24 protein-coding genes are annotated in these 24,385 nt (G+C 68.6%); 3 read left to right on the top strand and 21 right to left on the bottom strand.

The genetic code is table 11. The annotated features are described in order from the left end of the window. Positions 1–27 precede the first annotated feature (27 nt). From CFB34_RS36055 to CFB34_RS36045, 3 genes are all read right to left on the bottom strand, one after another. The gene (locus CFB34_RS36055; protein ID WP_089444436.1) at positions 28–378 is read right to left on the bottom strand and encodes a VOC family protein; all 351 of its coding nucleotides are present in this window, start codon (positions 376–378) and stop codon (positions 28–30) included. A gap of 332 nt (positions 379–710) precedes the next feature. After that, positions 711–1,901 carry an MFS transporter gene (locus CFB34_RS36050; protein ID WP_089444435.1) on the bottom strand — a complete coding sequence of 397 codons (1,191 nt, stop codon included), beginning with the start codon at positions 1,899–1,901 and terminating at the stop codon, positions 711–713. Then, on the bottom strand, positions 1,898–2,431 hold the full coding sequence (locus CFB34_RS36045) for a MarR family winged helix-turn-helix transcriptional regulator (RefSeq protein ID WP_089444434.1): 534 nt from the start codon (positions 2,429–2,431) through the stop codon (positions 1,898–1,900). The genes CFB34_RS36050 and CFB34_RS36045 overlap by 4 nt, the downstream gene beginning before the upstream one ends. A gap of 872 nt (positions 2,432–3,303) precedes the next feature. Here CFB34_RS36045 and CFB34_RS36040 point away from each other — a divergent pair. From CFB34_RS36040 to CFB34_RS36030, 3 genes are read left to right on the top strand one after another with little or no spacing between them, the layout of a single operon-like run. Next, complete coding sequence (locus CFB34_RS36040) at positions 3,304–4,290, top strand: TRAP transporter substrate-binding protein (RefSeq protein WP_089444433.1); 987 nt, start codon at positions 3,304–3,306, stop codon at positions 4,288–4,290. Next, positions 4,287–4,859, top strand: coding sequence for a TRAP transporter small permease (locus CFB34_RS36035; RefSeq protein ID WP_089444432.1), 573 nt, complete (start codon positions 4,287–4,289; stop codon positions 4,857–4,859). Before CFB34_RS36040 ends, CFB34_RS36035 begins: the two co-directional genes overlap by 4 nt. Before the next feature lie 4 nt (positions 4,860–4,863). After that, positions 4,864–6,216 carry a TRAP transporter large permease gene (locus CFB34_RS36030; protein ID WP_089429834.1) on the top strand — a complete coding sequence of 451 codons (1,353 nt, stop codon included), beginning with the start codon at positions 4,864–4,866 and terminating at the stop codon, positions 6,214–6,216. A 108-nt stretch (positions 6,217–6,324) separates the two neighbouring features. Here CFB34_RS36030 and CFB34_RS36025 read toward each other — a convergent pair whose 3' ends face one another. The 18 genes from CFB34_RS36025 to CFB34_RS35940 form a co-directional block, all read right to left on the bottom strand. Further along, the gene (locus CFB34_RS36025) at positions 6,325–6,567 is read right to left on the bottom strand and encodes a hypothetical protein (protein ID WP_089444431.1); all 243 of its coding nucleotides are present in this window, start codon (positions 6,565–6,567) and stop codon (positions 6,325–6,327) included. Between the two features lie 32 nt (positions 6,568–6,599). Then, positions 6,600–8,018, bottom strand: coding sequence for an FAD-binding oxidoreductase (locus CFB34_RS36020; protein WP_089444430.1), 1,419 nt, complete (start codon positions 8,016–8,018; stop codon positions 6,600–6,602). Positions 8,019–8,020: 2 nt separating this feature from the next. Then, entirely contained in the window at positions 8,021–8,563 is a 543-nt protein-coding gene (locus CFB34_RS36015; protein WP_059590725.1) for a hypothetical protein, read from the bottom strand. Between the two features lie 62 nt (positions 8,564–8,625). Continuing rightward, entirely contained in the window at positions 8,626–9,705 is a 1,080-nt protein-coding gene (locus tag CFB34_RS36010) for an ABC transporter permease (protein ID WP_089444429.1), read from the bottom strand. Next, entirely contained in the window at positions 9,698–10,711 is a 1,014-nt protein-coding gene (locus CFB34_RS36005) for an ABC transporter ATP-binding protein (protein ID WP_089444428.1), read from the bottom strand. Before CFB34_RS36005 ends, CFB34_RS36010 begins: the two co-directional genes overlap by 8 nt. A gap of 13 nt (positions 10,712–10,724) precedes the next feature. Next, on the bottom strand, positions 10,725–11,798 hold the full coding sequence (locus CFB34_RS36000; RefSeq protein WP_089444427.1) for a TauD/TfdA family dioxygenase: 1,074 nt from the start codon (positions 11,796–11,798) through the stop codon (positions 10,725–10,727). A gap of 3 nt (positions 11,799–11,801) precedes the next feature. Further along, positions 11,802–12,464, bottom strand: a complete 663-nt coding sequence (locus CFB34_RS35995; RefSeq protein ID WP_069249723.1) for a class I SAM-dependent methyltransferase — start codon at positions 12,462–12,464, stop codon at positions 11,802–11,804. Between the two features lie 40 nt (positions 12,465–12,504). Next, entirely contained in the window at positions 12,505–13,761 is a 1,257-nt protein-coding gene (locus CFB34_RS35990) for a citrate/2-methylcitrate synthase (RefSeq protein ID WP_089444426.1), read from the bottom strand. A 1-nt stretch (position 13,762) separates the two neighbouring features. After that, entirely contained in the window at positions 13,763–15,613 is a 1,851-nt protein-coding gene (locus tag CFB34_RS35985; protein WP_179243790.1) for an acyl-CoA dehydrogenase, read from the bottom strand. After that, positions 15,613–16,704, bottom strand: a complete 1,092-nt coding sequence (locus CFB34_RS35980; RefSeq protein WP_089444424.1) for a hypothetical protein — start codon at positions 16,702–16,704, stop codon at positions 15,613–15,615. The genes CFB34_RS35985 and CFB34_RS35980 overlap by 1 nt, the downstream gene beginning before the upstream one ends. Next, positions 16,701–18,281, bottom strand: a complete 1,581-nt coding sequence (locus CFB34_RS35975; RefSeq protein WP_089444423.1) for an acyl-CoA ligase (AMP-forming), exosortase A system-associated — start codon at positions 18,279–18,281, stop codon at positions 16,701–16,703. Before CFB34_RS35975 ends, CFB34_RS35980 begins: the two co-directional genes overlap by 4 nt. A 24-nt stretch (positions 18,282–18,305) precedes the next feature. Beyond that, entirely contained in the window at positions 18,306–19,481 is a 1,176-nt protein-coding gene (locus tag CFB34_RS35970; RefSeq protein ID WP_089444422.1) for a PLP-dependent decarboxylase, read from the bottom strand. After that, positions 19,471–20,454, bottom strand: coding sequence for a ketoacyl-ACP synthase III family protein (locus CFB34_RS35965; protein WP_089444421.1), 984 nt, complete (start codon positions 20,452–20,454; stop codon positions 19,471–19,473). Before CFB34_RS35965 ends, CFB34_RS35970 begins: the two co-directional genes overlap by 11 nt. A gap of 3 nt (positions 20,455–20,457) precedes the next feature. Further along, a complete protein-coding gene (locus tag CFB34_RS35960) occupies positions 20,458–21,441 on the bottom strand; it encodes a ferritin-like domain-containing protein (RefSeq protein ID WP_179243789.1) in 984 nt (327 codons plus the stop codon). A gap of 1 nt (position 21,442) precedes the next feature. Beyond that, on the bottom strand, positions 21,443–22,066 hold the full coding sequence (locus CFB34_RS35955; protein WP_089444420.1) for a hypothetical protein: 624 nt from the start codon (positions 22,064–22,066) through the stop codon (positions 21,443–21,445). Position 22,067: 1 nt separating this feature from the next. After that, positions 22,068–22,952: a hypothetical protein gene (locus CFB34_RS35950; protein WP_089444419.1), complete on the bottom strand. Its 885-nt coding sequence runs from the start codon at positions 22,950–22,952 to the stop codon at positions 22,068–22,070. Positions 22,953–22,959: 7 nt separating this feature from the next. Continuing rightward, positions 22,960–23,214 (bottom strand): acyl carrier protein, encoded by a 255-nt coding sequence (locus CFB34_RS35945; RefSeq protein WP_011350104.1) that lies wholly within the window; start codon positions 23,212–23,214, stop codon positions 22,960–22,962. A 58-nt stretch (positions 23,215–23,272) separates the two neighbouring features. Further along, positions 23,273–24,382, bottom strand: coding sequence for a hypothetical protein (locus CFB34_RS35940; RefSeq protein ID WP_089444418.1), 1,110 nt, complete (start codon positions 24,380–24,382; stop codon positions 23,273–23,275). Positions 24,383–24,385 lie beyond the last annotated feature (3 nt).

Below are 24,385 nucleotides of genomic sequence, written 5' to 3'. Positions count from 1 at the left end.
ACATGCGACGAACTGCAAAGCAGTTGGTTAATTGCGGCACATGCAAAGCTCGAACTCGTGTCCGTCCGGGCTGCTCAATACGATGCTTTTCATGGACTCGACCTTCAATCCGTCCAACACGACGGAGGCTCCGTTTTCCGTAGCCCGCTTCACGAATTCGTGAAGCGCATTTTCTTCGAACTCAAAGACAGGCACGGAGCTGCTACCTTTTATCTCATCTCCGAAATCGTTTAACAAAAGGCCCAGTCTGTTTGTGCCGACCATGAATTCAGTCCACTTGCCGGACTGCTTAAGCGGTTCATATCCGAGAAGTCGCTCCCAGAAGGAAGTGGACTTCCCCATATCACTCACCTTCAAATACACGGTACGAAGCTTCATGACGTATCCCCGATATGGATTCCAACTGAATGTATCAGACGCCAAAATAATTGGCTCACAGCAGCGTCCGCCAGACTCATGCAGTGATTGACGCTTACGCATCATGCAACAGGCATGACCGTCCACACGCGGACGTGCGATTGTTACGTCGGAACGTCGCTTCCTATCTCCTTTCAATTGAAGGGAGATCCAGTCTGAACTCGGTATCAGCAGGCGCTGTCCGACCCGTTCCTGCCCTTCGGCCTTTGAGGGGCTCAGCGGCCGCTTTGGGTACGATTTCTGCACGTACAAGCGGGCACCCACAGTCATGGGGAGCGGTTGTCTGTGGTGGCTCAGTTCGCTGGAGAGGGTTGTCTGCGCTCTCGCTTTCCCTCGCATATGCCGAGCGTAAATACGGCAAGCACGCCACTCGCGATCGCAAGCGGCCACATTAATGCGTCGTTTCCGAACATCTTCATCGCAGCACTAGCGACGAGCGGCCCGACGATCGAGCTGGCCGTGAACGCTAGCGACACTAGCCGCATGTTCCTTACGAGCGCAGTCTTCTCGCTGCGTGCAGCCGCGTACATGCCCAGTGTGATGAACGCGCTATTCATGCCTCCGACTACGAGGCCGCTCGCCGGAAACAACCACGTCATTGGCGTGGCGAGCGCGAAGGTGACGAGTGCCAGCGTGCTCGTCATCGCACACACGATCACCGTGAATCCCAGACCAGCGCGGTCAGCCAGCCAGCCGACTGGAAATTGCAGCAGCATCCCGCCCAGGCCGAGGCAAGACAGCAGCAGGGTTGCCTGTGTGCCGCTCATTCCACGCGCACCGGCGTAGAGTGGGAAGAGACCATATAGCGCGCCGTCGATGATTCCACCAACAGCCACCACTACCATGCCGAGGCATACAAGTGCGCTCACTGGCCCGGTCGGGACGCCTCCGTGAGCGGTCGCCTCACGTGCAACGAGATTTGGCGGATGCCCCGATGCGGTCAACCAGAGTGGGATAGCTGCCGCAGATGTAAATGACAGGCCGGCGACAACCGTCGCGGAACCGTCTGGACCGCACCAAGCGGCCAGTGCCGGCGCGATTACGCCAGCTGTCGCAATGAGCGTCTCATGTACGCCGACCACCCGGCCACTCAACTCCTCGGGAACGAGACTATACAGACACGACTCGTTAGCGATCCAGCGCAGGCCAATGCCCAGTCCGGTCAGGATGCCTGGCACGATCCAGAGCGGCCACGACAACCAGCCGATGGACGAAAACGCAACGATACTGGCCGCGAGGCCGAGCGATACCGTTCGCCTTGCGCCGATGCGAGCAATCAGCACCGGGGCCGCCGCCAGACCCACGAGCATGCCAGCCCATTGCGACGCGGCGAAGAGGCCAGCGCGCTGCGCGTCGAGGCCTTGATGAGCGAGCCAGACCGGTAGCACGATGAAGCCAATGCCGAACTGCCCGATCTGCGCGAGCATCGACACGGCGGTCAGTGCGGCGATGGCTGACCAAGGCACCCCTGCTGAAGGTTTCATGGCGCACTCCGGGCCGGCATGGGTAACCCTTCTTCGCGGCATTCAATCGGGCAGCCTGCCTTGAGGCATGGCCCGTCGTCGCAAAAGCGACATAGCTGCATCGCTTGGGCAGGGTCGCGCGTCTCGTGCCAGAGCATCTTGATCATCAGGTCTTCGAGCACTCGGCGCTCATCGCTATCGAGATGGCCCACGATGCGCATCAGGATATTTTCGCGCGCGCTCTGCAAACGCTTTACTTCCCGTCGGCCACTGGCAGTCAGCGCCAGCGCGACGGAACGTTTATCGACACCGGCTCGCTTCTCAACGAGGCCGGCATCGACCAGACCGGCTACGGCGCGCACAGCTGCGGGATGCGATAGTGCGACGGCATCGCGCAATAGTTCGATAGAGGCGTCTGGATATTGGCCGATTGCATTGAGCATCGCCCGCGCAGTGGGGCCGGCGAGAGCTGGAAGGGAGTGCAGCGCGAACATCTCGTCCGTGACGAGCACGGCGAGTGCGCCGAGTAGATTTTCCGTACGCTGTGTCATAGGGCACCCCAATACATGCATCATGCACATATGCAGTCTGCACATATTTGAGTGAAAACACAAGGGCGGCAGGTTTAGATACAGCCTATTGCGCGTCCGCGCACCGAATGACTGTTGACCGCTGTAGAAGAGCCATCTGGATGACCAAAGAGCAATATCGGCGATCGGCTGCTCCCGGCCGGCCGCCGCCCCCGGCGTTGCGAGCCAAGCCGGCTACATCGACTGGGTCGAAAGTCGCAAAAGCATGGAGTGAGCCGTGCACCCTACGCGAACTTGCGACCTATTAGGTACGACTCCGGACGTCGACATCGCGAGGTGTTGTCGGCAATGCGTAGGGCAGTCGCAGTAACTTGGGCACGCAGAGTCGCGAACCCGTGGCGCAAGTCACGCGTACTCCGGCGCCTTACGGCGGGGTAGACGAGGGCGCCCGCCGCTGCCCGGATTCCTTTTCGTTTCTTCCGGTCGTGCCGCTCGCGGCGGCGCATGGCCGGAGTGCGCTCCTGACATCGCGTTGACCTGCGAATTTTGTGATCAGTCATCCTACAACAACTGAAAACGAAGCGAAAGTTTGGTTTCCAGTGCCGATGGAAGCGGCCAGCCGACCACCCAGATCGAACACGCCCCCCTTCCCAGAAAACGTTTCGCCCAAATTCATATAAACAGAGAAAACGATTCCCTGAAATATACCCAAAACCCGCCATGACAGCCGCTCTACGGGTATGCACCAAGTGAGTTAAACGATTAACCGACGTACATTCGCGTCAACACGTCATACGACGTATGACTCTGCGGTCAGCGAGCACGGCGCCGAAGCATGCGCATGCCGACGGATCGTCGCGCCACAAAGAGCACAACCATCAAGGAGACTGACGATGAAGCACCGATTCAACCGCTCCCGTATCGCCCTGGCCGTCGCGCTGATGGCCGGCTTCGCGATGTCCGCCCAGGCGCGTGTGTTCCGCTCGGCGGACGTGCACGGCGACAGCTTCCCTACCAACATGGCCGTGAAGTTCATGGGCGACGAGCTGTCGAAGCAGACGGGCGGCAAGGATTCGATCAAGGTGTTCGGCAACAGCGCGCTCGGCTCGGAGAAGGACACGGTCGACCAGGTGCGGATCGGCGCGATCGACATGGCGCGCGTGAACGGCGCGTCGTTCAACGAGATCGTGCCGGAATCGCTGATCCCGTCGTTCCCGTTCCTGTTCCGCGACGTCGATCATTTCCGCAAGGCGATGTACGGCCCGGCCGGCCAGAAGATCCTCGATGCGTTCACCGCGAAGGGAATGATCGCGCTGACGTTCTACGAGAGCGGCGCGCGCTCGATCTACGCGAAGCGTCCGGTGCGCTCGCCGGCCGACATGAAAGGGCTGAAGGTGCGCGTGCAACCGTCGGACCTGATGGTCGACGAGATCAAGGCGATGGGCGGCACGCCGACGCCGATGCCGTTCGCCGAGGTGTACACGGGCCTGAAGACGGGCCTCGTCGACGCAGCCGAAAACAACATGCCGTCGTACGAGGAAACCAAGCACTACGAAGTAGCGCCCGACTACTCGGAGACGCAGCACGCGATGACACCGGAAGTGCTGGTGTTCTCGAAGAAGGTTTGGGACACGCTGTCGCCGCAGGAGCAGGCGGCGATCAGGAAGGCGGCGGCCGATTCGGTGCCGTATTACCAGAAGCTTTGGACGGCACGCGAGGCGTCCGCGCAGCAGCTGGTGACGAAGGGCGGCGCGAAGATCCTGCCGGCCGCGCAGATCGACCGCGCGGCGTTCGTGAAGGCGATGCAGCCGCTGTGGACGAAGTATGAGAAGACGCCGCAGATGAAGCAGATCGTCGACGAGATCGAGGCCACCAAGTGACACGCCGCACTTCCCTGAACGGCGCAACCGCCGCGGGCGGCGGGGCCGCCGCCCCGGACGGCGCAACAGCGCCACGCCGGCATGCCGCGCCGCTGTTGCGTTGCGTGAACGACGTGCTGTTCCGCGTGCTGGCCGTGATCGCGTCGGCGTGTCTCGCGGTGCTGACGGTGCTGGTGTTCTACGCGGTCGTGATGCGTTACGTGTTCGAGAACGCACCGGATTTCGTGGAGCCGATCGCGCTGCTGCTCGTGATCGTGATCGCGATGTTCGGTGCGGCGATGAAGGTGCGCGACGGCGGCCATATCGGCCTCGATTCGCTGGTGCGCCGGCTGTCGCCAAAGGCGCGCACCGTCGTCATCGCGATCCAGCATCTGAGCCTGGTCGCGTTCGCGATCATGATCATGATCGGCTGCGGCAGCATGGCCGCCGAGACGATGGGCGACCGCATCCCGATCATCGGGCTGCCCGAGGGCGTGCGCTACCTGATCGCGATGCCCGCGGCGATCGCCATCATCCTCTTCTCGCTCGAGCACCTGCTCGCGCTTCGTCGTTCTACGCCGGGACAATAACGCCATGGAACTCGCGATCCTGTCCGTCAGTTTTCTGATTTTCCTCGTGCTCGGCGTGCCCGTGTCGTTCGCGCTCGGCATCGCCTGCGTTCTGACCTATCTGGTCGAAGGCTTGCCGATCGCGACCGCGATGCAGGCGATGATCTCGGGGATGAATGCGTTCTCGTTTCTCGCGGTGCCGTTCTTCATCTTCTCCGGCGAACTGATGCTGCATGGCGGCATCGCGGACCGGATCCTGCGCTTCGCGCAGGCGACCGTCGGCCACTTCCGCGGCGGCCTCGGGATGGCGAACGTCGTCGCGTGTACGCTGTTCGGCGGCGTGTCGGGCTCGCCGACCGCCGATACGTCGGCGATGGGCGGCGTGGTGATTCCGCTGATGAAGCGCGAAGGCTACAGCGCCGCGTACGCGGTCAACGTGACGACGCATGCGTCGCTCGCCGGCGCGCTGATGCCGACGTCGACCAACATGATCATCTATGCGTTCGCCGCGCAGGGCATCACCGGGATGCTGCACGGCCAGCCGGTGAGCGGCGTGTCGATCGGCGACCTGCTGTTCTCGGGGCTGCTGCCGGTGTTGTGGGTGATGGGCTTCGTGCTGGCCGCTGCGTACTGGCAGGCCGTGCGTCACGGCTATCCGCGCCGTGAAGACGGCTCGTCCGCACTGCCCGCGTTCCCCGGCTGGTATGCGGTGCTGCGCAGCTTCGTCGGCGCGGTGCCCGGCCTGATGGTGATCGCGATCATCCTCGTGTGCGTCGCGAAGGGGATTGCGACCGCGACCGAAGCGGCCGCGATCGCCGTCGTGTACTCGCTCGTGCTGACCGCGGTGGTCTACCGGACGCTGACGGCCGAGAAGCTGCGCCGCGCGCTGTCGCATGCGGCGCGCACGACGGGCGTCGTGCTGCTGCTGATCGCGGTGTCCAACATGCTGCGCTTCCAGATGTCGTACCTGGAGATCCCGGATGCGATCGAAGGGCTGCTGAAGCAGTCGACCGCCGCGCCGTGGCTGATGCTGCTGTACATCAACATCATCCAGGTGTTCCTCGGCACGTTCGTCGACATGGCCGCGCACATCCTGATCACGACGCCGCTGTTCCTGCCGATTGCGATGGCGTGCGGCGTCGGGCCGGTGCAGTTCGGGATCATGCTGCTGCTGAACTGCTCGCTCGGCCTCGTGCATCCGCCGATCGGCTCGGTGCAGTTCGTCGGCTGCGCGATCGGCAACGTGTCGATCGGCGAGACCACGAAGATGGCGTGGCCGTACTACCTCGCGATCTTCAGCGCGATCAACATCGTCACGTACCTGCCGTTCTTCTCGACGTGGCTGCCGAGCCTGATCAGCGGGCACGCGGTGTTCTGATTCTCCAGTCGTATGCTGCTCCCGACGCGGCGCCGGACGACCTAGGTTGTCCGGCGCCGTTGTCGTTTCTGCGGTGGCTTTTCAAGGCATCAGAACGCACATCGATGCTCAATCCTGCCGCGCATCCGGCTCGCCGTTACCGCCCGCAGACCGGTCGCCTCGCCAATCCTCAAGCTCGCGCCACAGCGCCGGGCGCGCATGATCGCGCGGCGGCAGCTGGATCACGTACGCCACCCCTCGCACGTTGACCACGACCCCCGAGTCGGGCAGCGTGGCCGGAATGCCGGACAAAGGCGGTTCGTCATCCGGTTCGGAAACGGTACCCAGGCCGGGTGGGTGTCGAAGGATCATGCGAATTCTCCGTGGCGCCGCGTGACGGCGCGTCAATAGCGGACACGCCCGATCAGACCCAGCGGGTCGACGGCGTGCTGGATGGCGGCGGCGACCTGCCGTTGTGCGGCCGGCACATGCTTGCGGTAGTACGCGACGTTGACCGGCCCGACGCCATGCTCGGCGCTGAAGCAGCCTCCGGCCCGCACGACGCGGTCGTACAGTGCGCCGCGCAGCGCCACCTGCTGCAGCGGCCCGTAACGTTCCGCACACGCGTGCGGGATCGACACGACGAGATGGCAGCCGCCGTCGCCGAAATGCCCGAACGTGTGACAACGCAGCGACGGATGCACGGCCGCGATCCACTGCTCGGCGTCGGCGACGAACGCGGCCAGCGCACCGCGCGGAAACGACACGTCGAACGACAGCGGGATGCCGTCCTGCGCCACCGCGGCCGGCAGTGCGTCGCGGATCCGCCAGAACCGTTCGGCCGGCGCGCAGGCCGCGTCGAGCACCACGTGCTCGCCTGCCAGCGTGTCGAGCGTCGCGACCGTGCGTTCCTCGAGCAGCGCATCGAGCCCCGGCATGCCGGTCGCGATCTCGACGAGCGCATAGCACGCGGCAGCGTCGGCTTCGAACGGAACACGCGACGCCGGATACGCGGCCGCGACACAGCCGACGGCTGCCGCCGACATGAATTCGAATGCCGACAGCATTTCGCCGAACGCGCGCTCGAACGCGAGCAGGCCGGCGAGCGCCGCGTCGTACGACGCGAACGCGACGAACGCCGCGCACGACGACCGTTCGAGCGGCGCAAGCGCGAACGACACGGCCGTCACGAGCCCGTTGGCGCCGTTCGCGCCGATGAAGCATTGCGTGACGTCGAAGCCCGCGTTGCGCTTGCGCAGCGGCGCGAGCGCGTCGATCACGGTGCCCGCCGCGTCGGCGAGCACGACTTCGACGCCGAGCACGTTGCGGCGCACGTCGCCGTACTTGATCAGGCGGCTGCCGCCCGCATTCGCGCCGACGAGGCCGCCGGCCGTGGGATCGCTGCCGAGATCGATCGGCAGGCAGAGCCCGGCTTCGGCCGCGACGCGGTTGATGTCCGACAACCGCACGCCGGCCTCGACCGTGATGCTGCGATTCGCCGCGTCGAACGCGCGCACCGCGCGCATCCGGTCGAACGACACCACGCATTGCGTGCCGCTGCGATCGGGCACGGCGGCGCCGACGAGCCCGGTGCGCGCGCCCTGCGCGACCAGCGCGATGCGGTGCGCGACAGCGACTCGGGCGAGTGCGCTCGTGTCGGCGGTCGACGCGGGCCGCGCGACGCCGAGCGCGATGCCGCCGTGGAGCGTCACATCCGTTACATACGATGAACACTCGTCGGAAGATGCCCCGTCGAGCCAGCCGTCATCGAGCGTCGCGGCGAGCGCGTGCCGCTGCGCGGCGCGGTCCGGCAGCGCGCTCATCGTCAGCCAGCCCGCACGAGCTGCTTGCGCAGCCGGCCGCGCACGACGACCAGCGCGATCAGCGGCACGACGCCGCCCCACAGCGGGCTGTGGCGCATCGCGATCGACACCGCGAGCGCGACGACGGTCACTGCGAGCAGCACGATCGACAGCGAGCGTGCGCGCGCATGGTCGACGAACGTGCCGTCGACGAACCCGCCGTCCGACCACGCGGTATGCACGATGCCGACGACCAGCACGCAGACGAGCATCGCGGCCGGCCCGAGTTCCTCGCCCCACAAACGGCTACCTGTCGGCGACACGAGCGCGAGCACCGCGCCGATCACGAGGAACAGGTCGACGCCGATCGCGATGCTGTTGCGGTCCGCGCGGCGGATCAGCCACGCGCCGTGCACGAGCGCGAGCACGCCGCCGATCAGGAACGCGTGCGTCCAGCGCACGTCCGGCTGTTCGGGGCCGAGCCGGCCGTAGAACAGGAACACGATCGCCGGCAGGAAGTTGCTCGCGTGCAGCAGGTAGTCGGTAATGGGATTGCTCGATTTCATCGGGGGGATTCTCCTTCGTCGAAACGTCGAAACAGCGAAACATCGAAACAGCGGGCGACGCGTCAAGCGTCGTGCCAGCGGAACAGCCGCGCGGCGGCGAACAGGAACAGCGCCGTGCTCACGGTCATGCCGAGCAGTTGCGGCGCGAGCTGCGCATACGGGGCGCCGTCGACCAACGCGCCGCGCAGCGCGACCGCGAACTGGTTGGTCGGCAGGAACGCGAGCACCGCCTTCAGCCAGGCCGGCGCGTCGTGCATCGGGATCGTCAGGTCGCTGAAGAACAGCAGCGGGTAGTAGGTGACGTTGCACGCGAGTTCGGCGGCGGCGAGCGACTTGGCGCGGCTCGCGAGCAGCACGCCGACGCTGAGCACCATCGCCGCGCCGAGCAGCACGATCGGCAGCGCGCGCAGCCCGTCGGGCGTCGCGATCGGCAGCGCGATGCCGAACGCGACGCGTGCGACGGTCAGCAGCACGAGCGCCGACAGCGCCATCATGATCATCCGCGCGACGATCAGCGCGGCGAGGAACACGCCGCGCGAGACCGGGAAGCACACGTACAGCTTGAACGTGTTGCGTTCGCGCAGCGACGCGATCGCGGTCGTCGTCGAGTTGAGGCCGATCGCCATGAACGCCATCACGAGAATGCCGGTCGCGAAGAACGCGCCGTAGTCGAACGGGCGGCGCGCGGGCGCCGCGTTCTCGAAGCGGGCCTGCGCGGCGGGTAGCCCGAGCCGCTGCGCGGCGCAGCGTGCGAGCGCGATCTCGACGACGCGCGACGCGGCCTTGACCGCCAGTGAGCCGTTGAAGTCGTAGCGGATCGTGGCCGGCGTGCGCTCGTCGTTGCCGAGCACGACGGTCACGCGATCGGCCGCCGCGCCGCGGCCGTCGAAGGTCGCCTTCACCGTGTCGCTGTGCGTGAGGCTGTCGACGATCTGCGCTTCGCAGGCGCGGCTGAACGGGGTCGCGCCACCGGGGACGGCGAACGCGATGTCCGCGGTGCCGAGCGACCCCGAGCCGCCGAACGCGAACAGCATCACGCTCAGCAGGAACACGGGGAACACGAGCGTCCAGAACAGCGACGAGCGGCTGCGCAGATAGCCGAGCAGCTCGTTGCGCACGAGAATCAGGAACACCTTAGTCATGGGTGGGGCCCTCGGTACAGAGGCGCAGCAGGTCGCCCGGCGTGCTCGGCGCGAGCGCGAGATGCTGGATGCCCTGTTCGCCGACGATGCGGTGCACGTTCGGATGCAGCGTCGCATCGCCGAACACCTCGACGACGTGTGCAGCCGACACGCGCACGCCGGTCACGCCAGGCAGCGCCGCGAGCCGCTTGCGCAGCGCGCGTGCGTCGGCTTCGTCGCGGCAGTGCAGGACCGCGCGCGCCTCGCCGACGAGCTCGGCGCGCAGCGCGTCCTTGTCGCCCTGGTAGCGCACGCCGCCGTCGCGCACCCACACGAGATCGTCGACGACGGCCAGCTCTTCCTCGGCGTGGCAGATCATCGCGACGCTCGTGCCGCGCGCACGGTGGCGCAGCAGGTCGATCACGACGCCCGCATAGCGGCGGTCGAGGCCGGTGAACGGTTCGTCTAGCACGGCGAGTTCGGGCCGGTGCGCGAGCGCCACGTAGAGATCGATGCGCTGGCGCTGCCCCTTCGACAACGCGCGGCACGGCTTGTCGAGCAGTTCGGCGATGCCGAGCGCATCCGTGACCGCGGCATCCGCGTGCACGTACATCGCGCGGTGCAGCGCGACGATCTCCGACACGCGGAGATGGTCGGGATACTCGACCTTCTGCAATTGCGCGCCGATGCGCCGCAGCGACGGCGTATCGCGCATGAAGCGCGCGGCCGGCACGTCGAGCACGCGCACGTCGGTGCCGCCGCGCCGGAAGCCGAGCAGCGTTTCGAGCAGCGTGGTCTTGCCGGAACCGTTCGGCCCGACGATCGCGGTGACGGCACCGAGCCGGAACCGCACCTGCCGCGCGGAGAAATGAAAATCGCCGGCCGCGACGTCGATCGCGCGCGCGCCGAGCGCCGCACCGGGCGCGTGGGCATCGGGCAGCGGCTGCGTGGCCGTGCGCAGCGGCCGGTCGAACGCGGTGTGCGGGCCGAACAGCGCGCGCACGGAGGCGAGGAACGAGTCGCTCATCGTCGGCTTCCTGTCAGTCGAACAGCATGACCTGCGTGTCGCGCGCGCCCCGGTACGGGTTGCGGCCGTGCGCGACCAGCATGTTGTCGACGACGAGCACGTCGCCGGCCTGCCACGGGAACGCGCGCTCCTCGTCGTCGAACGCGTCGTAGATCGCGACGAGATCGTCGAACGGCATCGGCGACCCGTCGCCATAGCGGATCTCGTACGGGAACGCCGCGCGCCCGCCGTACATGCGTTGCAGGTAGCGGTAGCTGAGCTCGCCCATCGAACGCGGATTCGGGTGCTGCGCGGTTGCCTGGTTGAACCACACGGTTTCGCCGGTGCGCGGATGCGTGCGCAGCGCGCTGCCGACGTGCGACACCGTCACGCTGCCGTCGTCGAGCCAGCGGCAGCCGACGCCGCGCTCCGCGCAGAGCCGCTCGACCTCGTCGCGCTCGGTCGTGCCGAACGCGTCGTCCCACGGCCGGTGGTATTCGGCGAACGGCATGCCCGGATGGGCGGCGAGGCTGTCCGCGCGCGCGCCGGGCGCCGCGAAATTGCGCAGGTACATCACGCCGCGCTCGGCGAACCGTTCGCGCAGCGCGGCCGGCACGCGCGCCGTCACGCGGCGCATGTCGCAGATCGGCGTCTCGCCGCCCGCGTCGGCCGGCTGCCGGCAATAGAACGCGACGAGGCGCGGGAACGCGGGCATGTAGGCCATCTCCTGATGCAGCCCGATCTTGAACGGCGGCGGCATGCGGGTCGACTCGTACACCTGGCCGTCGATCTGCTTGCGCGGCGCGGCGCCGGCCGTATAGCCGTTCGCGTGCGGCGGATACAGCGCGCCGAGCTGGCCGAACGCGGCGGTGTCGGGCACCGCGAAGCCGCGCCACAGCAGCGCGCCGCACGCGTCGAGCAGCGTGTCGATCGTGTCGAGCCGCGAGCGGTACCACGCGACGAACATCTCCGGCGAGGTCGCGAGTTCGGCGCTGCGCGGCGTCACGCACAGCGGCAGCGTCGCGCCGGGCGCGACCGCCGCGCAGTGCACGTCGTCGGCACCGAGCCGCGCGGCGGCGTGCGCGGCAAGGAAGGCGAGGTCGGTCATCACTCAGGCCAGCGCCGGTTTCTTCAGCAGGATCTCGAAGCCGAGCGCGCCGAGCCCGGCGCTCGGGCTGTAGATCGACGCGACTGCCGCGAGACCGGCTTCGGCGACGAGCGCATGCGCCTCGTCGAGCGTGATCTTTTCCTCGACGTGGGTCGGCGGATAGTCGGCGGCGGCGCGCATCTCGGTGAAGCGGTCGAGCAGGTGCTGCGGCGCGTCGCGGCGCATGTCGTGCACGAGCGCGATGCCGCCCGGTTCCAGCACGCGATACATCTCGGTGAGGCTCAGTGCCTTGTTCGGCAGGTGGTGCAGCGTCGCGCGGCCGACGGCCATCGTCAGCGTGCCGTCGTCGAACGGCAGTGCGAGCGCATCGCCGACGCGCATCTCGATCGTGTCGTCGAGGTCGAGTTCGTGGATGCGCGGGCGGCCTTCGTCGAGCATCGCCGGATCGAGGTCGATGCCGACGTAGCGCCAACCGCGCATCGCCGGGTCGGTCGCGAGCCGCACCGGCACGACGCCGGTGGCCGTGCCGATGTCGGCGATCACGCCGGGCGTCATCCCGCGTGCGAGCTGGCGGATGCGGCTGATGAACAGCAGGTCCCACGGTTCGAGCGTTTCGGTGGCGAAGCGATCGTAGTCGTTCGCCGGGCGCAGGTTCTTGAGCAGCATGACGTTCCTTTTGCAGAAGGGTGCCGAAGGGATAAAGGGTTCACAGCCAGCCGACCGGCACGGCGGCCAGCAGCCGTCGCGCGGTCGCGCTGTTGACACCGAAAGCCGGGCGGCGGCGCCGTTCGACCGCATGCGCGGCCATCGCCGCGATGCGCGCGCCGAGCCCGACGCCGACGCCCCACGACGGCGCGGCGACACCGAGTTCGAGCAACGTCGCGGCCGTCAGGAAATCGATGTTCGGGCGCAACGCGCGGCGGGCGTCGGCTTGCGCGCAGCACGCGTCGAACAGCGTCACGTACGCGCCGTCGAAGCCTTGCGCCGCGAATTGCGCGCGCATGTGCGGCGGACGCGGATCCGCGACGAACAGCGGATGGCCGAAGCCGTACAGCGTGCGTTTCGCGTCGAGCGTGGCGTCGATCGCCGCGCGCCCGGTTGCGTCGAGCGCGGCAGGCGGTGCGCCGGTGCCGCTCGGCACCGACTGCACGAGCGCGGCGAGCCACTGCATCGCTTCGAGCGCCGCGCCGACGTGCGACGGCCCGCTCGCGAGGAAACCGGACGCGATCGCCTGCGTGAGCGTGACGCCGGTGCCGATCGCGACCCGCGGCGCGAGCACGGTCGGCGTGATGTAGCCGAAGCCCGCGTGCCACGCGACGAGCAGCATGTCCATTGCCGCTTGGGCCGCTGCGTCGCTACGCGTCGCGCCGGTCAGCACGAGCATGCGTTGCGCCTGGCTCGACGTGCCGGCGAGCGATGCGCCGATCGCGTCGTGGCGTGCGGCGAACGGGCGGCCTTCGATCGCCGCATGCAGCAGGAACGGCGCGGCGGACGCGCACAGCAGCATCGTGTCGAGATCGGCGTCGTCCGGCGCGTCGCCGTGCATGCGGGCCGTCACGTCGTCGAAGCCGCGCAGCAGGCCGGACGCCGCGGCAAACACCGGCGCGACACCCGCCGCGCCGAGATCCGCAGCGACGGATTGCGCGGCGCTACCGGGTGCCAGCGCATCGGCGAACGCCGCGAGCCGCGCGCCGATTGCCGCTTCGTGTGCGCGATGTGCGGCGCTGCCGGGCGCGACGTCGAACCACAGGTGCGCGAGCGCGCCTTCGAACGTCGTCGTGCCGATCAGCGCGTTCAGGTCGAGATCGCGCACGCGCAGCGCTTCGGGTTCGAGCGTCGCGCCGTCGATGTCGGTGCCGCGATGGCGTGTCGCGGGGCGGCCGAGCAGGTTGCGCGGCGCGTCGCCGGCCGAGGTGGTTGCGGCAGTCGAAGCGGACGTACCGGAATCGAGCGTCGTCTCCATGTCATTCCACCTGCGCGAGTTCGTCGCTGCTGACGCTGATCGCCGCATGCGCCATCGCGGCGATCACGGCCGCGTGCTGGTCGACCACGGGCAGCACGTTCGCGAAGTAGTAGCGCGCGCTTTTCAGCTTGCCGCGATAGAACGCGAGTTCGGCCGGCGTGTCGGCGGTGTCCGGCGCGTCGAGCCGGCGCGCGGCGATCGTCGCCGATTCGAGCAGCACCCATGCCGACGTGACGACGCCGAACATCTCGAGAAAGCGCGTGTAGAACTGGCTGCTGCGGTGCGTGTGACCGTCCTGCACGTCGCGCGCGATGTCGTCGAGCGCGGTGGCGATCCGGTCGGCGCCCGTGCGCAGCGCGTCGAACAGCGGGCGCAGCTCCGCATGCGTGCCGGTGTGATGCTGGCGCGCGAGGAACACGTCGAGTTCGTCGCGGTAGTACTGGATCAGCCGCGAATGGCGGCCGAAGCCGAGCTTGTCGCGCACGAGGTCCTGCGCCTGGATGTAGTTCGTCCCTTCCCAGATCGACAGGATCTTCACGTCGCGCGCGTTCTGCTCGACGGGGCTCGCATCGGTATAGCCGAGCCCGCCGTGCACCTGGATCGCGGTTTCGCAGATCCGCCATGCCTGGTCGGAGATGAACGCCTTGCAGATCGGCGTCAGCAGCAGCTGCAGCTTGCGGTGGCGCTCGATCTCGGCCGGGTCGGCGTCGGGCGTCGCTTCGAGCATCGCCGCGCGCGTGGCGGTCGCGGCGAGCTTGCCGAGCAGGCCGCGGCAGCCGTCGACGCGGCTCTTCATGTCGACCAGCATGCGCTGCACGTCCGCGTGCTCGACGATCGCCACGCGCGCTGCGTTGGTGTTCGACGCGCGTTCGATCGGCCGGCCCTGAAGCCGGCGGCCCGCATATTCGACCGCATGCAGGTATGCGCTCGACGCGACGCCGACGCCGAACATCCCGGTGCTCATCCGCGCCTGGTTCATCAGCGGCATCAGCTGCAGCAGGCCGACGTTGCGCCGGCCGCCGAGCAGCCAGCCTTTGGTCGTGCCGTTCGAACCGAACACCAGGTGCGTGTTCGCGCAGCCCTTGAGCCCCATCTTGCGCGGCAGGCCGATGCAGTCGACATGGTTCGACTGCAGCTCGCCGGTTTCCTCGTCCGGCCAGAAGCGCGGCACGACGAGGCACGACAGCGAGAACGAGTCCGGCGACGCGGTGTCGATGCGGCCCAGCACGAAATACAGCGTGTTCTCGGTCAGCTCGTGCATGCCGGCCGAGATGTAGACCTTCTCGCCGTCGATCGCGTAGAGGTCGCGTTCGAGCGGCGTCGCGCGCAGCGCGACCGCGGTGAGGTCGGTGCCGGCCTGCGGTTCGGTCGCGCAGAAGCACGCATCCCAGCGGTACGCCTCGAGCGGTGCGATCAGCGCCTTCTGATGCGGCGTGCCGTGCATCTGCAGCAGCTTGATCGCGGGGCGCGTGAAGCCGCCGTACGTCATGAACGACGGGTTCGCGCCCATGAACATTTCGTAGATCATCTGCGTGACGATCGGCGGCAGCCCGTGCGCGGTGCCGAACAGCGTGTTCGACCATTCGTCGCGAAAGCGTGCCCACAACGCGTGGAAATGCGACGGAATGCGCACCTGGCCGTCGTCGAGCAGCGTGCAGCCCTCGACGTCCGCCTGCTGGTAGCTGCGCCCGAGGTCGAGCGCGAAATCGCGTGCGCGTTCGAGCAGCGCGTCGATCGATGCGCGGTCGTGCGTGCCGTACAGGCCGTGCTCCGCGAGGAACCGCTTGTCGGCTTCGAACAGTTCCCACAGAAAGAAGCGCAGCTCGCGCAGGCTCACCTTGTAGGCGCTCATCACGCGTCTCCTTCGATATCGAGCGCGGCATCGAGGCCGCCGGCGAGGTCGACGACGGCCGCCGCCGCCGCGCCGTGCAGTGCCGCATCCCACACGAGCACCGTGCGGCGTTCGCCTTCGTCGAGCGCGCCGGCGAGCCGGATCAGCGCAGCGGCCGATTCGGCCGACGACAGGTGGCCGGCCGCTTCGTGCTGGATGCGGGCGGCGACCGGGATCGACGCGGCGTCGGCCACGCGCGCCGCGAAGCCGGGATCGAAGCCGGGCGGCACGCACCAGTCGATCTCACCGGCGCGCAGCCCGGTCAGGTCGAGCGCGCGGCGGATCGCACGCGCGGCGACCGGCGCGAGCGTGTCGCGCAACGTGCCGGGCGCGTCGGCCCACGGATCGGCGATCGACGGCCCGAATTCCATCGCGACGGACCGCACGCCGCCCCAGTCGGCCGGCTCGGGCGCCGGGCCGGCGCGCGACACGAGCAGCGCGGCAGCCGCGTCGCCGTAGCCGACCAGGTCGCCGAACTGGCGGAAGAACGGGTAGAGCCACTTGTCGCTGAGGATCACGAGCGCCTGGTCGCCTTCGTCGAGCAGCCCGTCGAGCAGCATCAGCGCCGAATACCAGCCGAGCGTGCCGTTCTGGCCGAGCGCGAACGGCGTCACGCGCTGCAGCCCGAGTTCGTACTGCATGCGGCCGACGACCGAATCGCCGATCCCTTCGTTGAGCGCGCAGCTCGCGACGATCACGTGGGTCGTGCGGGCCAGTTGCCCGGAGCCGAGCTGGTCGCGCAGGTCGAGCGCCGCGTCGGCGGCGAGATCGGCGAGGCTGCGCCCGGGCGGCGCGACCCGCAGCGTGGGGCGGCCGCCCGGCGCGAGGCGCGTGCTTTCGTCGGGCGTCAGCGCGCCCATTCCGCGCGGCCGCGCGAAGCGCGCCTGCGGCAGCAGCAGGTGCCGGTAGCCGGGATGGCGTTCCTGCGCCTGGATCGCGCTGAACACGACGGCGGGCGGCAGCACCACGACGCCGCCCGACAGGGCCAGCGTGCCGGGCTCGGCGATGCGGCGCGCGCCGAGGCAGGTTTCATCGAGCGTCGACAGGGTCATGCGGCGGTCTCCTCGTTCGTGGGTGCGAACGCGTCGCGATACTGGTTTTTCAGCGCGGGGCGGTCGATCTTGCCGTTCGGGTTGCGCGGCAACGCCGGCAGCGGCTCGACGACGAGCGGGCTCATGTAGGTCGGCAACGCGTCGCGGCACGCGCGTGCGATGTCGGCGCGGCAGGCGTCGGCGTCGAGCGTCGACACGACGCATGCGGCGATCGCCTCGCCGAGCGACGCATGCGGCACACCGAACACGGCGGCTTCGCGGATATGGGGCAGTGCGAACAGCACGTCCTCGACTTCGGTCGGGCTCACGCGATAGCCGGACGTCTTGATCATGTCGTCGCCGCGTGCGACGAAATATAGGTAGCCGTCCGCGTCGCGCCGCACGATGTCGCCGGACCACACGGCGACGTCGGGGCGCGGGATCTCGCCGTGCCGGCGCGGCAGCGGACGAAAGCGCTGCGCGGTCAGCTCGGGCCGGTTCCAGTAGCCGAGCGTGACGAACGCGCCGCGATGCACGAGTTCGCCGGGTTCGTCGGCCGCGCATTCGCTGCCGTCCGCGCGCAGCACGAGGATCTCGGCGTTCGGCACCGCCTTGCCGATCGACGTCGGCCGCAATGCCGCGTCGGCCGGCGGCAGGTAGGTCGAGCGGAAGGCTTCGGTCAGCCCGTACATCAGGTACGGCGAAGCGTTCGTGAACACCGCCTGCAGGCGGTGCAGCAGCGGCGTCGCCAGATGGCCGCCGGTGTTCGCGAAGCGGCGGATCCGCGTGCGCGCCGTGTCGCTCCAGCCCGCGGACGCGAGCTGCATCCACAACGGCGGCACGGCGGTGATCGACGTCACGCCGAACGCGTCGCAATGGCGCGGCACTTCGGCCGGCTGCAGGAAGTCGAGCGGCGCATAGCACGCGCCGGCGGCCAGCGCGGTCGTGAGCTGGCTCAGGCCCGCGTCGAAGCTGAGCGGCAGCACGCCGAGCACGACGTCGTCGTCGGCCAGCCCCTGGTACGCGGCGACGCTGAACGCACCCGACACCAGGTTGCGATGCGACACGACCACGCCTTTCGGCTTGCCGGTCGAGCCGGACGTGTAGAGCAGGGCGGCCGGATCGTCGTCCACCGGCCGGCCGGCGGGGGCCGGTGTCGGTGCCGGTGTGTCGGTGCCGGGCGCGTGGATCGCGTCGGCCAGTTCCTCGATCAGCATCGCGCGTGCGCCGACGAGCGCGGCGAGCGCCGGCAGGCGCTTCAACCGCTGCGCGCCGGTCATGAACAGCGCCGCACCGCTGTCGGTGACGATGTGCTCGATCTGCGCTTCCTTCAACTGCGGATTGACCGGCACGAAGATCGCGCCGAGCGCGTTGGCCGCCAGCATCGCGACCACGGTTTCGATGCGTTTCGGCGCGTAGATGGCGACGCGCTCGCCGGGCTGCACGCCGCGCGACGCGAGCGCGGCGGCCGCGCGGCGGACCGCGCGTGCGAGCTGTTCGTAGGTCATCGTGCCGCCGCCGTCGGCATACGCGGGATGCTGCGGCCAGCGTGCGGCGCCGTGTTCGAGCAGGTCGGCGACGCTGATCAGGGCGTTCATGATCGGCTTCTCTCTCAGGTGGGTCTAGGCAGGCCGCACGTACACGTGCGCGGCTTCGTGGGACAGGAAATGCGCCATCGAGTACGTGCGGTGATACGCGCCGCAGCGCGCGAATACGGCGATGTCGCCGACCTGCGGCGGCGCGCCCGTGTCGTCGCGGCCGATCACGTCCGCGCGGCTGCAGGTGCTGCCGACATAGATCGTCGGCACGCCGCGCTCCGGCGGTGCGGGCTTGCGGCGCACGAGCGACGGCGCGGCCAGCCGGCGCATCACCGATTCGGTCTGCGCGAGCAGGAACGCATGCGACAGCCCGCCGTCGCAGACGGCGATCGTGCGGTCCTGCCACGTCTTGACCGCGACGACGCGCGTCGCGAACACGCCCGCATCGGCGAAGATCGCGCGGCCCGATTCATGTGCGAGCGAGTACTGGCCGGCGAGCGGCGCGAGCGCAGTTGCATAGCGCTCGAACGCGGCATCGCCCGGATGATCGTCGGCAAAACCGCCGCCGAGGCTCAGCGACGCGAGCGGCGCGCCGTTGGCGGGCGCGAGATCGCGGGCGAGCGCCGCGAGCCGCTCGGGCAGCACGAGTGTGTCGGGTTGCGTCGCGTCCTGGCGGATGAACGAATGCGGGCCGGAGAACACGTGCAGCCCGGCCACCGGCAAACCGGCGGCGGCGAGCGTGCGCACCGCGTCGTGCGCCTCGTTCGGCGTCATCCCGAAGTGGTCGTGCCACAGCGCGCGTGCATCGTCGCCGGCCAGCGCGCCGGCATTCACGCGCAGCAGCACGGCGCCCGGCGTGCTGCCGCCGGCCGCCGCCTCGCGCGCCAGCGGCACGAAGCGTGCGACCGCGTCGGGGTTGTCGAGCACGAAATGGCAGCGCGACGCGAGCCCGGCGCGCATGAACATCTCGTCCATCGACGGGTTGTTCAGGTAGCGCGGCGTCTTGATCCGGCCGATCACCGCGTCGAGTTCGCCGCGGCTCGCGAGCTCGACGCCATCCTCGTACGCATGCGCGCAGCGCGCGAGCATGTCCTGGTTCGGGTTCGCCTTCAGCGACACGATCAGCCGCGTGCCGAGCCGCGCCTTCAGCGACCGGTAGCGCGCGATCGCGACTTCCGGCTCGTACACGTAGCACGGCGTGCGCAGGTCGGCGATCCACGCGTGGTCGCCGGCGGGTGGGAGCGGGTGCTCAGGCGTCATGGCGGCCCACCGGATGGAGCGTGGCGGCCGCGTACGCGCCGCAGTTCGACTGCATCACGCCGAGCACGCGCTGGCCGCGCGCGACCGCGTCGAGCCCGACGTCGGCCAGGTTGATCGGAAAATCCGAACAGCACGCGTGGCCGCGCGCGTGGATGTTCTCCGCATAGAGCCGCTCGGCCGGCACGCGCATCGCGCGGCACAGCGCGTTCCAGCCGGGCAGGTCGGCGTTGTGCGGCAGCACGAGTTCGTATGCGTCGAGCGCGTACGGCTCGAGCGCGACCGCCGCGTCGATCGCCTTGCGGGTGTATGGCCACTCCATCATGATCAGGTCGGCCTCGTTCGCAGCGACGGTGTCCGAGCCGCGATGCCATTTCGCATGCGTCTCGATCGCGACGCCGCCGAGCCGGTTCTTCGTGCTGTTGCGCGCGATCAGCATCGCGGCCGCGCCGTCGCACTGCACGCCCGTCATCTGGCGCATCCGGTAATCCTCGCCGTACACGCGGTCGGACGACACGACGAGCGCCGCGTCGAGCTGCGGATAGCGGCGCATCAGCGCGCGCACCGTCTCGATGCCGGCCGCGACCGACACGCAGTTCAGCTGTGCAACCGAGCCGAGCCACAACGGCTCGATGCCGAGCTGCGCGGCCAGCTCGTGCGGCAGGCTGCGCGGCGCGGGCGGCACGCTGAACTGCTGCGTGTGCACGTGCACGATCGCGCCGATGTCGGACGGATGCACGCGCGCGGTGTCGAGCAGGCGGCCGGCCGCCGCGATCGCGAGATCGGTCTCGCTCGTGTCGAGCGCCATGTGGAAATAGCGGCTGCCCGACTGCGCGATCGCCGCGGCCCGCTGCGCCGGGTAGTCGCGCTCGGCGGCCCAGGCCTCGATGTCGACGGGCAGGCCCGGCAGCTCGTAGGCCACCGCGTCGATACCGATCCAGAAATCGCGTGACGCTTGGGAGGAGGTCGTCGTCATGGTTCAGTTGAGCGGCATCGCCGCGTAGTCGAGGACGTCGAGTTTTTCGAAGGTGGCCTGCACGGTCGGCGTGAGCAGGCCCATCTCGCGGATCGTCGGCACCAGGCGCCGGAAGATCGAGCGGCGGATCGAGCTGGAGACCGGCGACTCGCGCACCATCGCGCTGCATTCGCGCTTCGACAGCCCCATCGGTTCCCAGATGTCGTCCGCGCACAGGTGCTCGTACAGCACGGCCGCGCCTTCGCAGACGAACTCCTCGCGCTCGCGCAGCTCGACCGCGCTCATCTCCGAGTACACGCGGCACAGCGTGATCCGGCCGACCGCGAAGTGACGCGATTCGTCGCGCTGGATCCGCACGAACAGGTCCTTGATGAACGGATCGGTGCTGTACGCGACCACGCTCTGGAAGATCGACAGCGCGATGCCCTCGACGAGCACCTGCATCCCGAGGTTCGTCATGTCGAGCGCGCTGCTCGTGATCGTGTCGTGCAGCAGCCCCTTCAGCGAGCGGCTCATCGGGTAGCTGACGTCGAGCTTCTCGTTCACGAGCTTCGCGTACGCCTCGACGTGTCGCGCTTCGTCCATCATCTGCGCGGCCGCGCACAGCCGCGCGCTCAGGCCGTTCTCGGCCGATGCGAGCTTCGACGCGCAGATCAGCGCGGCCTGCTCGCCGTGCAGGATCTGCGACAGCAGCCAGCCCTGCGCGTGATGGCGCACCTCGCGCTTGTCGGTGTCGGACAGCTTGCCCCACAGCTCGGTGCCGTAGATCAGCAGCGTCGGGTCGGGCATGCCGAGCGGGTTCGCCGGATCGAGATCGTGACTCCAGTCGACGTCGGTCGCGACGTCCCACTGCGCGGCCTTCGCCTTTTCGTACAACCGGTTCAGCGCCTCTTCGCGCAGTGCGTAGTCGTTCGACATCAGGGCGTCGACGGGCATCGACCAGCGGATGTCGGCCGTGTCCTGCATTACGGTGAGCGTGTCAGTCATTTCAAGGTCTCCCCGGCCGCGCGGCGGCGCCGGAATGATGGGCGGAATCGGTAAGCGTCATGGCGGCGGCGCGCGGCGCGGCCGGGTGCGGGTCGAGGCGGATCGCAAACGACGGCCACGGGCCGCGCAGCTGCGCGTCGAACGCGTCGGCGAGCCGCGCCGGCCAGATCGCGCAGCACACGCGGTTGTCGCCGGCGAACTCCGCGTCGCGCAGGATCCGGTCGCCGATCCACACGACCGGGGCGCCGCGCGCGGCATCGCGCAACGCTTCGTCGTACAGGTGCACGCCGAGCAGCACGTGCGGCGCGAGCAGTTCGGCCGGCAGCGCGCCGAAGTACGGCGCGCAGACTTCGATGAACACGCGGGCGTCCGGATGCACGTCGTTGCGGATGCGTGCCGTGATTTCGGCAAGGAATGCGAAGTACTGGACGTGATCGAGCAACACGCGGCGATCGCCGCCGAGTGCATCGCCGGCGTCATAGACGTCGCCGGCTGTTTCCGCGAGCGCGGCGCGCGCGTAGTCGGCCGGCGTGTCGAGCGGCATCCGGTACGCGCTCGCGGCAACCGCGACCGGCTGCCGCGCGTCGCGCTCGATCCGGTAGGTGAAGTGAACGGGTCGCACCATGTCACGCCTCGTCGTCGAGAGAGAACGTCGCGTCCGGCGCGAACGCAACGTCGGCGATCGCGTAATAGCCGTTCAGCGCGAGCGAGCAGACGGCCGCGCGGCGCGGCGTGTCACCGTCGCGATGTGCGAGCAGCACCGACAGCCACGGATCGCTGCCGAACGCATGCCCGAACTGCCCGTGACCGTCCGGCAGCAGCGGCGTCTTGCCGACCGACGCGAGCAACGCGCGGCGCGACGTCGCCGGAAAGAACGGCAGCGCCGCGTGCAAGCCGGGGCGGGCTGCGCAGAAGGTGCGGATGTCGCGGCCCAGCCGCACGACTGCGCTGGCCGGCGGCGCGGCCTCGGCCAGCACCGACGGCGCCGACGATGCCGCTTCGCGGCCGACATCGACGAGCAGCGAGCACACGCCGAAACCCGAGCGGCCCCATGCGGGGTTGCCGTGCCAGTACGTGAAGCCGTGCACGTCGATGTCGACGATCTGCAGCAGCAGCGTGCGCGGCCCGGTCTCGGCCGCGGTGGCGAGCGAGCGGCGCAAGACGTAGCCCCAGCCCGCGCATTCGTACGAGCAGGTCATCCAGTCGGGCGTGTAGTCGTTCGCGCCGGCCAGTGCCTGCGCGAACACGCGATGCTGCGGCGAATCGTTCATCAGCAGCATCGACAGGATCGTCGAGCTGACCACGTAGTCGTCCGCGCCGACCGCGCCGCACAGCCGCTCGCGTTCGGCGCACGCGAGCGTGCCGATCGCGCGGGCCGTGTCGTCGAGCGGCACGGCCGCGCCGTCGCGCGACGGCGCGACGCGCCGATACGCGAGCGCCTGCACGGTCAGCGCAGTGGCCGGGGCCGGCTGGGCGGCGGGGGCCGCCACGGTCGCAAGGGGCGCGAGCATCGTCGGGTCAGGCAGCGTGCTGCTGGCGGCGCAGCTGCGCGTCGAGCTGCTGCAGCGTCGTGTACTGCGTGATGTTCAGCGCTTCCGGGTCGATCGAACCGTAGAGCTGTTCGCAGAACACGATCAGCTCGACGATGTTCAGCGAATCGATGCCGAGTTCGCCGATGCCGGCGTCGGTGTCGACGGTCTCGACGTTGAGGATCTTCGCGACTTCGCGGGACAGGATGTCGAGCGCGTCGGCCGGAACGTTCTGGGTCGTCATGAGAGGAGCTCCTGATAATGAAGTGGGTTGATCGGGATCGATCGGCCTGTCGCGTGGGTCAACTGCCGGCTTCGCAGCGCAGGCTCTTGCGAAGCTCGTGATAACAACGGTACGAACTGCCTTCCATCTTCGAAAACGCCAGCAGGTCGCGCTGGTCGTCGAAAGTCGCCACCCTGCCGTCGCGCACGAGCGCGGTCAGGAATTCGTTCGACAGCAGCTTGATCGCGAGCACGCGCTGCACCTTGCCGAAGCTGTAGTGCGCGTCGTCGGTCTGGCTGCGCGCGGCGTCCGCGATGAACCGGTGGACGGCGCGTGCGTCGGCGTCGAGTTCGATGCGGCCCGTTTGCGCGAGCCAGCCGACGTGCGCCATCAGCGCGCGGACGAAGTAGGGGCGCACGACGGTCAGGTACTTGTTGAACACGGTCGGGCCGCCGATGCGCAGGCGGTCTTCGGCATGCGCGCGCACCTGGCCGCCGACGTTCGCGAGCTGCAGGTTGCCGGCGAGGAACGGCGCGCCGCAGGTCGTGCGCTTCAGCTTGCGGTACTCGTCGGGCCATACGAGGTAGGCGGCCGGGAACATCACGCCCGGCAAGCGCGCGGCGACCACCGCCATGCAGTCGCGATGCGCTTCGATGCCCCACACCTTGTCGACAGTGAGCGCGAGGCCGTTGTCGTCGCTACGCACGACGGTGCGCCACGCGGCGAGCGTCGGCCCACCGCCGTCGCTCATCAGGAATGCAAAGTTATGACCGCTGTCGATGCAGTCGCACGCGCGACGGTTCTGGTCGTCCGAGAAGAACAGCCCGAACATGATGCGGATGAACGCGCGCATGAACGGCTTGAACAGGTGATGAAACCCTTCGCTGCTGATTTGTTCGAGCAGCGCTTCGGTGAGCGGCGCTTCCTCGTGACGCAGCGGCGTCGACGCGGACGAATCGGGCAGCACGTCCGGCGTGGCCGCATGCAGCGCGATCACCATCTCGCTGTCGAGCAGCCGCACGGCAGCGGCTTCGACGAGCCGGGCCGCCGCGCGCGGCGGCGTGCCGAGCGACGCGATCGTGTCGAAGTGGCGCAGCACCGGATACGCGGCCTGGTCGGCCACGCGCAGCAGCAGCGGCGCGGGCGCGAGCGGGGCGGCGGACGAAGCGGGAGCGGAAAGCGTGGACATGGG

This window comes from Burkholderia sp. HI4860 (assembly GCF_002223045.2).
Taxonomy (GTDB): Bacteria; Pseudomonadota; Gammaproteobacteria; order Burkholderiales; family Burkholderiaceae; genus Burkholderia.
The sequence above is the reverse complement of the archived record's forward strand: the minus strand, read 5'-3'. Positions and strand labels throughout refer to the sequence as shown.

Excerpts from the sequence above, each read along its gene's own strand:
- CFB34_RS36040 (WP_089444433.1), top strand. The coding sequence starts at position 3,304 with ATGAAGCACCGATTCAACCGCTCCCGTATCGCCCTGGCCGTCGCGCTG.
- CFB34_RS36045 (WP_089444434.1), bottom strand. The coding sequence starts at position 2,431 with ATGACACAGCGTACGGAAAATCTACTCGGCGCACTCGCCGTGCTCGTC.
- CFB34_RS36050 (WP_089444435.1), bottom strand. The coding sequence starts at position 1,901 with ATGAAACCTTCAGCAGGGGTGCCTTGGTCAGCCATCGCCGCACTGACC.
- CFB34_RS36015 (WP_059590725.1), bottom strand. The coding sequence starts at position 8,563 with ATGAAATCGAGCAATCCCATTACCGACTACCTGCTGCACGCGAGCAAC.
- CFB34_RS35995 (WP_069249723.1), bottom strand. The coding sequence starts at position 12,464 with ATGCTGCTCAAGAACCTGCGCCCGGCGAACGACTACGATCGCTTCGCC.
- CFB34_RS35950 (WP_089444419.1), bottom strand. The coding sequence starts at position 22,952 with ATGCTCGCGCCCCTTGCGACCGTGGCGGCCCCCGCCGCCCAGCCGGCC.
- CFB34_RS35965 (WP_089444421.1), bottom strand. The coding sequence starts at position 20,454 with ATGACGACGACCTCCTCCCAAGCGTCACGCGATTTCTGGATCGGTATC.
- CFB34_RS36005 (WP_089444428.1), bottom strand. The coding sequence starts at position 10,711 with ATGAGCGACTCGTTCCTCGCCTCCGTGCGCGCGCTGTTCGGCCCGCAC.
- CFB34_RS35975 (WP_089444423.1), bottom strand. The coding sequence starts at position 18,281 with ATGAACGCCCTGATCAGCGTCGCCGACCTGCTCGAACACGGCGCCGCA.
- CFB34_RS35980 (WP_089444424.1), bottom strand. The coding sequence starts at position 16,704 with ATGACCCTGTCGACGCTCGATGAAACCTGCCTCGGCGCGCGCCGCATC.
- CFB34_RS36030 (WP_089429834.1), top strand. The coding sequence starts at position 4,864 with ATGGAACTCGCGATCCTGTCCGTCAGTTTTCTGATTTTCCTCGTGCTC.
- CFB34_RS36010 (WP_089444429.1), bottom strand. The coding sequence starts at position 9,705 with ATGACTAAGGTGTTCCTGATTCTCGTGCGCAACGAGCTGCTCGGCTAT.
- CFB34_RS36025 (WP_089444431.1), bottom strand. The coding sequence starts at position 6,567 with ATGATCCTTCGACACCCACCCGGCCTGGGTACCGTTTCCGAACCGGAT.
- CFB34_RS36000 (WP_089444427.1), bottom strand. The coding sequence starts at position 11,798 with ATGACCGACCTCGCCTTCCTTGCCGCGCACGCCGCCGCGCGGCTCGGT.
- CFB34_RS35960 (WP_179243789.1), bottom strand. The coding sequence starts at position 21,441 with ATGACTGACACGCTCACCGTAATGCAGGACACGGCCGACATCCGCTGG.
- CFB34_RS35990 (WP_089444426.1), bottom strand. The coding sequence starts at position 13,761 with ATGGAGACGACGCTCGATTCCGGTACGTCCGCTTCGACTGCCGCAACC.
- CFB34_RS36020 (WP_089444430.1), bottom strand. The coding sequence starts at position 8,018 with ATGAGCGCGCTGCCGGACCGCGCCGCGCAGCGGCACGCGCTCGCCGCG.
- CFB34_RS35955 (WP_089444420.1), bottom strand. The coding sequence starts at position 22,066 with ATGGTGCGACCCGTTCACTTCACCTACCGGATCGAGCGCGACGCGCGG.
- CFB34_RS35985 (WP_179243790.1), bottom strand. The coding sequence starts at position 15,613 with ATGAGCGCCTACAAGGTGAGCCTGCGCGAGCTGCGCTTCTTTCTGTGG.
- CFB34_RS36055 (WP_089444436.1), bottom strand. The coding sequence starts at position 378 with ATGAAGCTTCGTACCGTGTATTTGAAGGTGAGTGATATGGGGAAGTCC.
- CFB34_RS35970 (WP_089444422.1), bottom strand. The coding sequence starts at position 19,481 with ATGACGCCTGAGCACCCGCTCCCACCCGCCGGCGACCACGCGTGGATC.
- CFB34_RS35940 (WP_089444418.1), bottom strand. The coding sequence starts at position 24,382 with ATGTCCACGCTTTCCGCTCCCGCTTCGTCCGCCGCCCCGCTCGCGCCC.
- CFB34_RS35945 (WP_011350104.1), bottom strand. The coding sequence starts at position 23,214 with ATGACGACCCAGAACGTTCCGGCCGACGCGCTCGACATCCTGTCCCGC.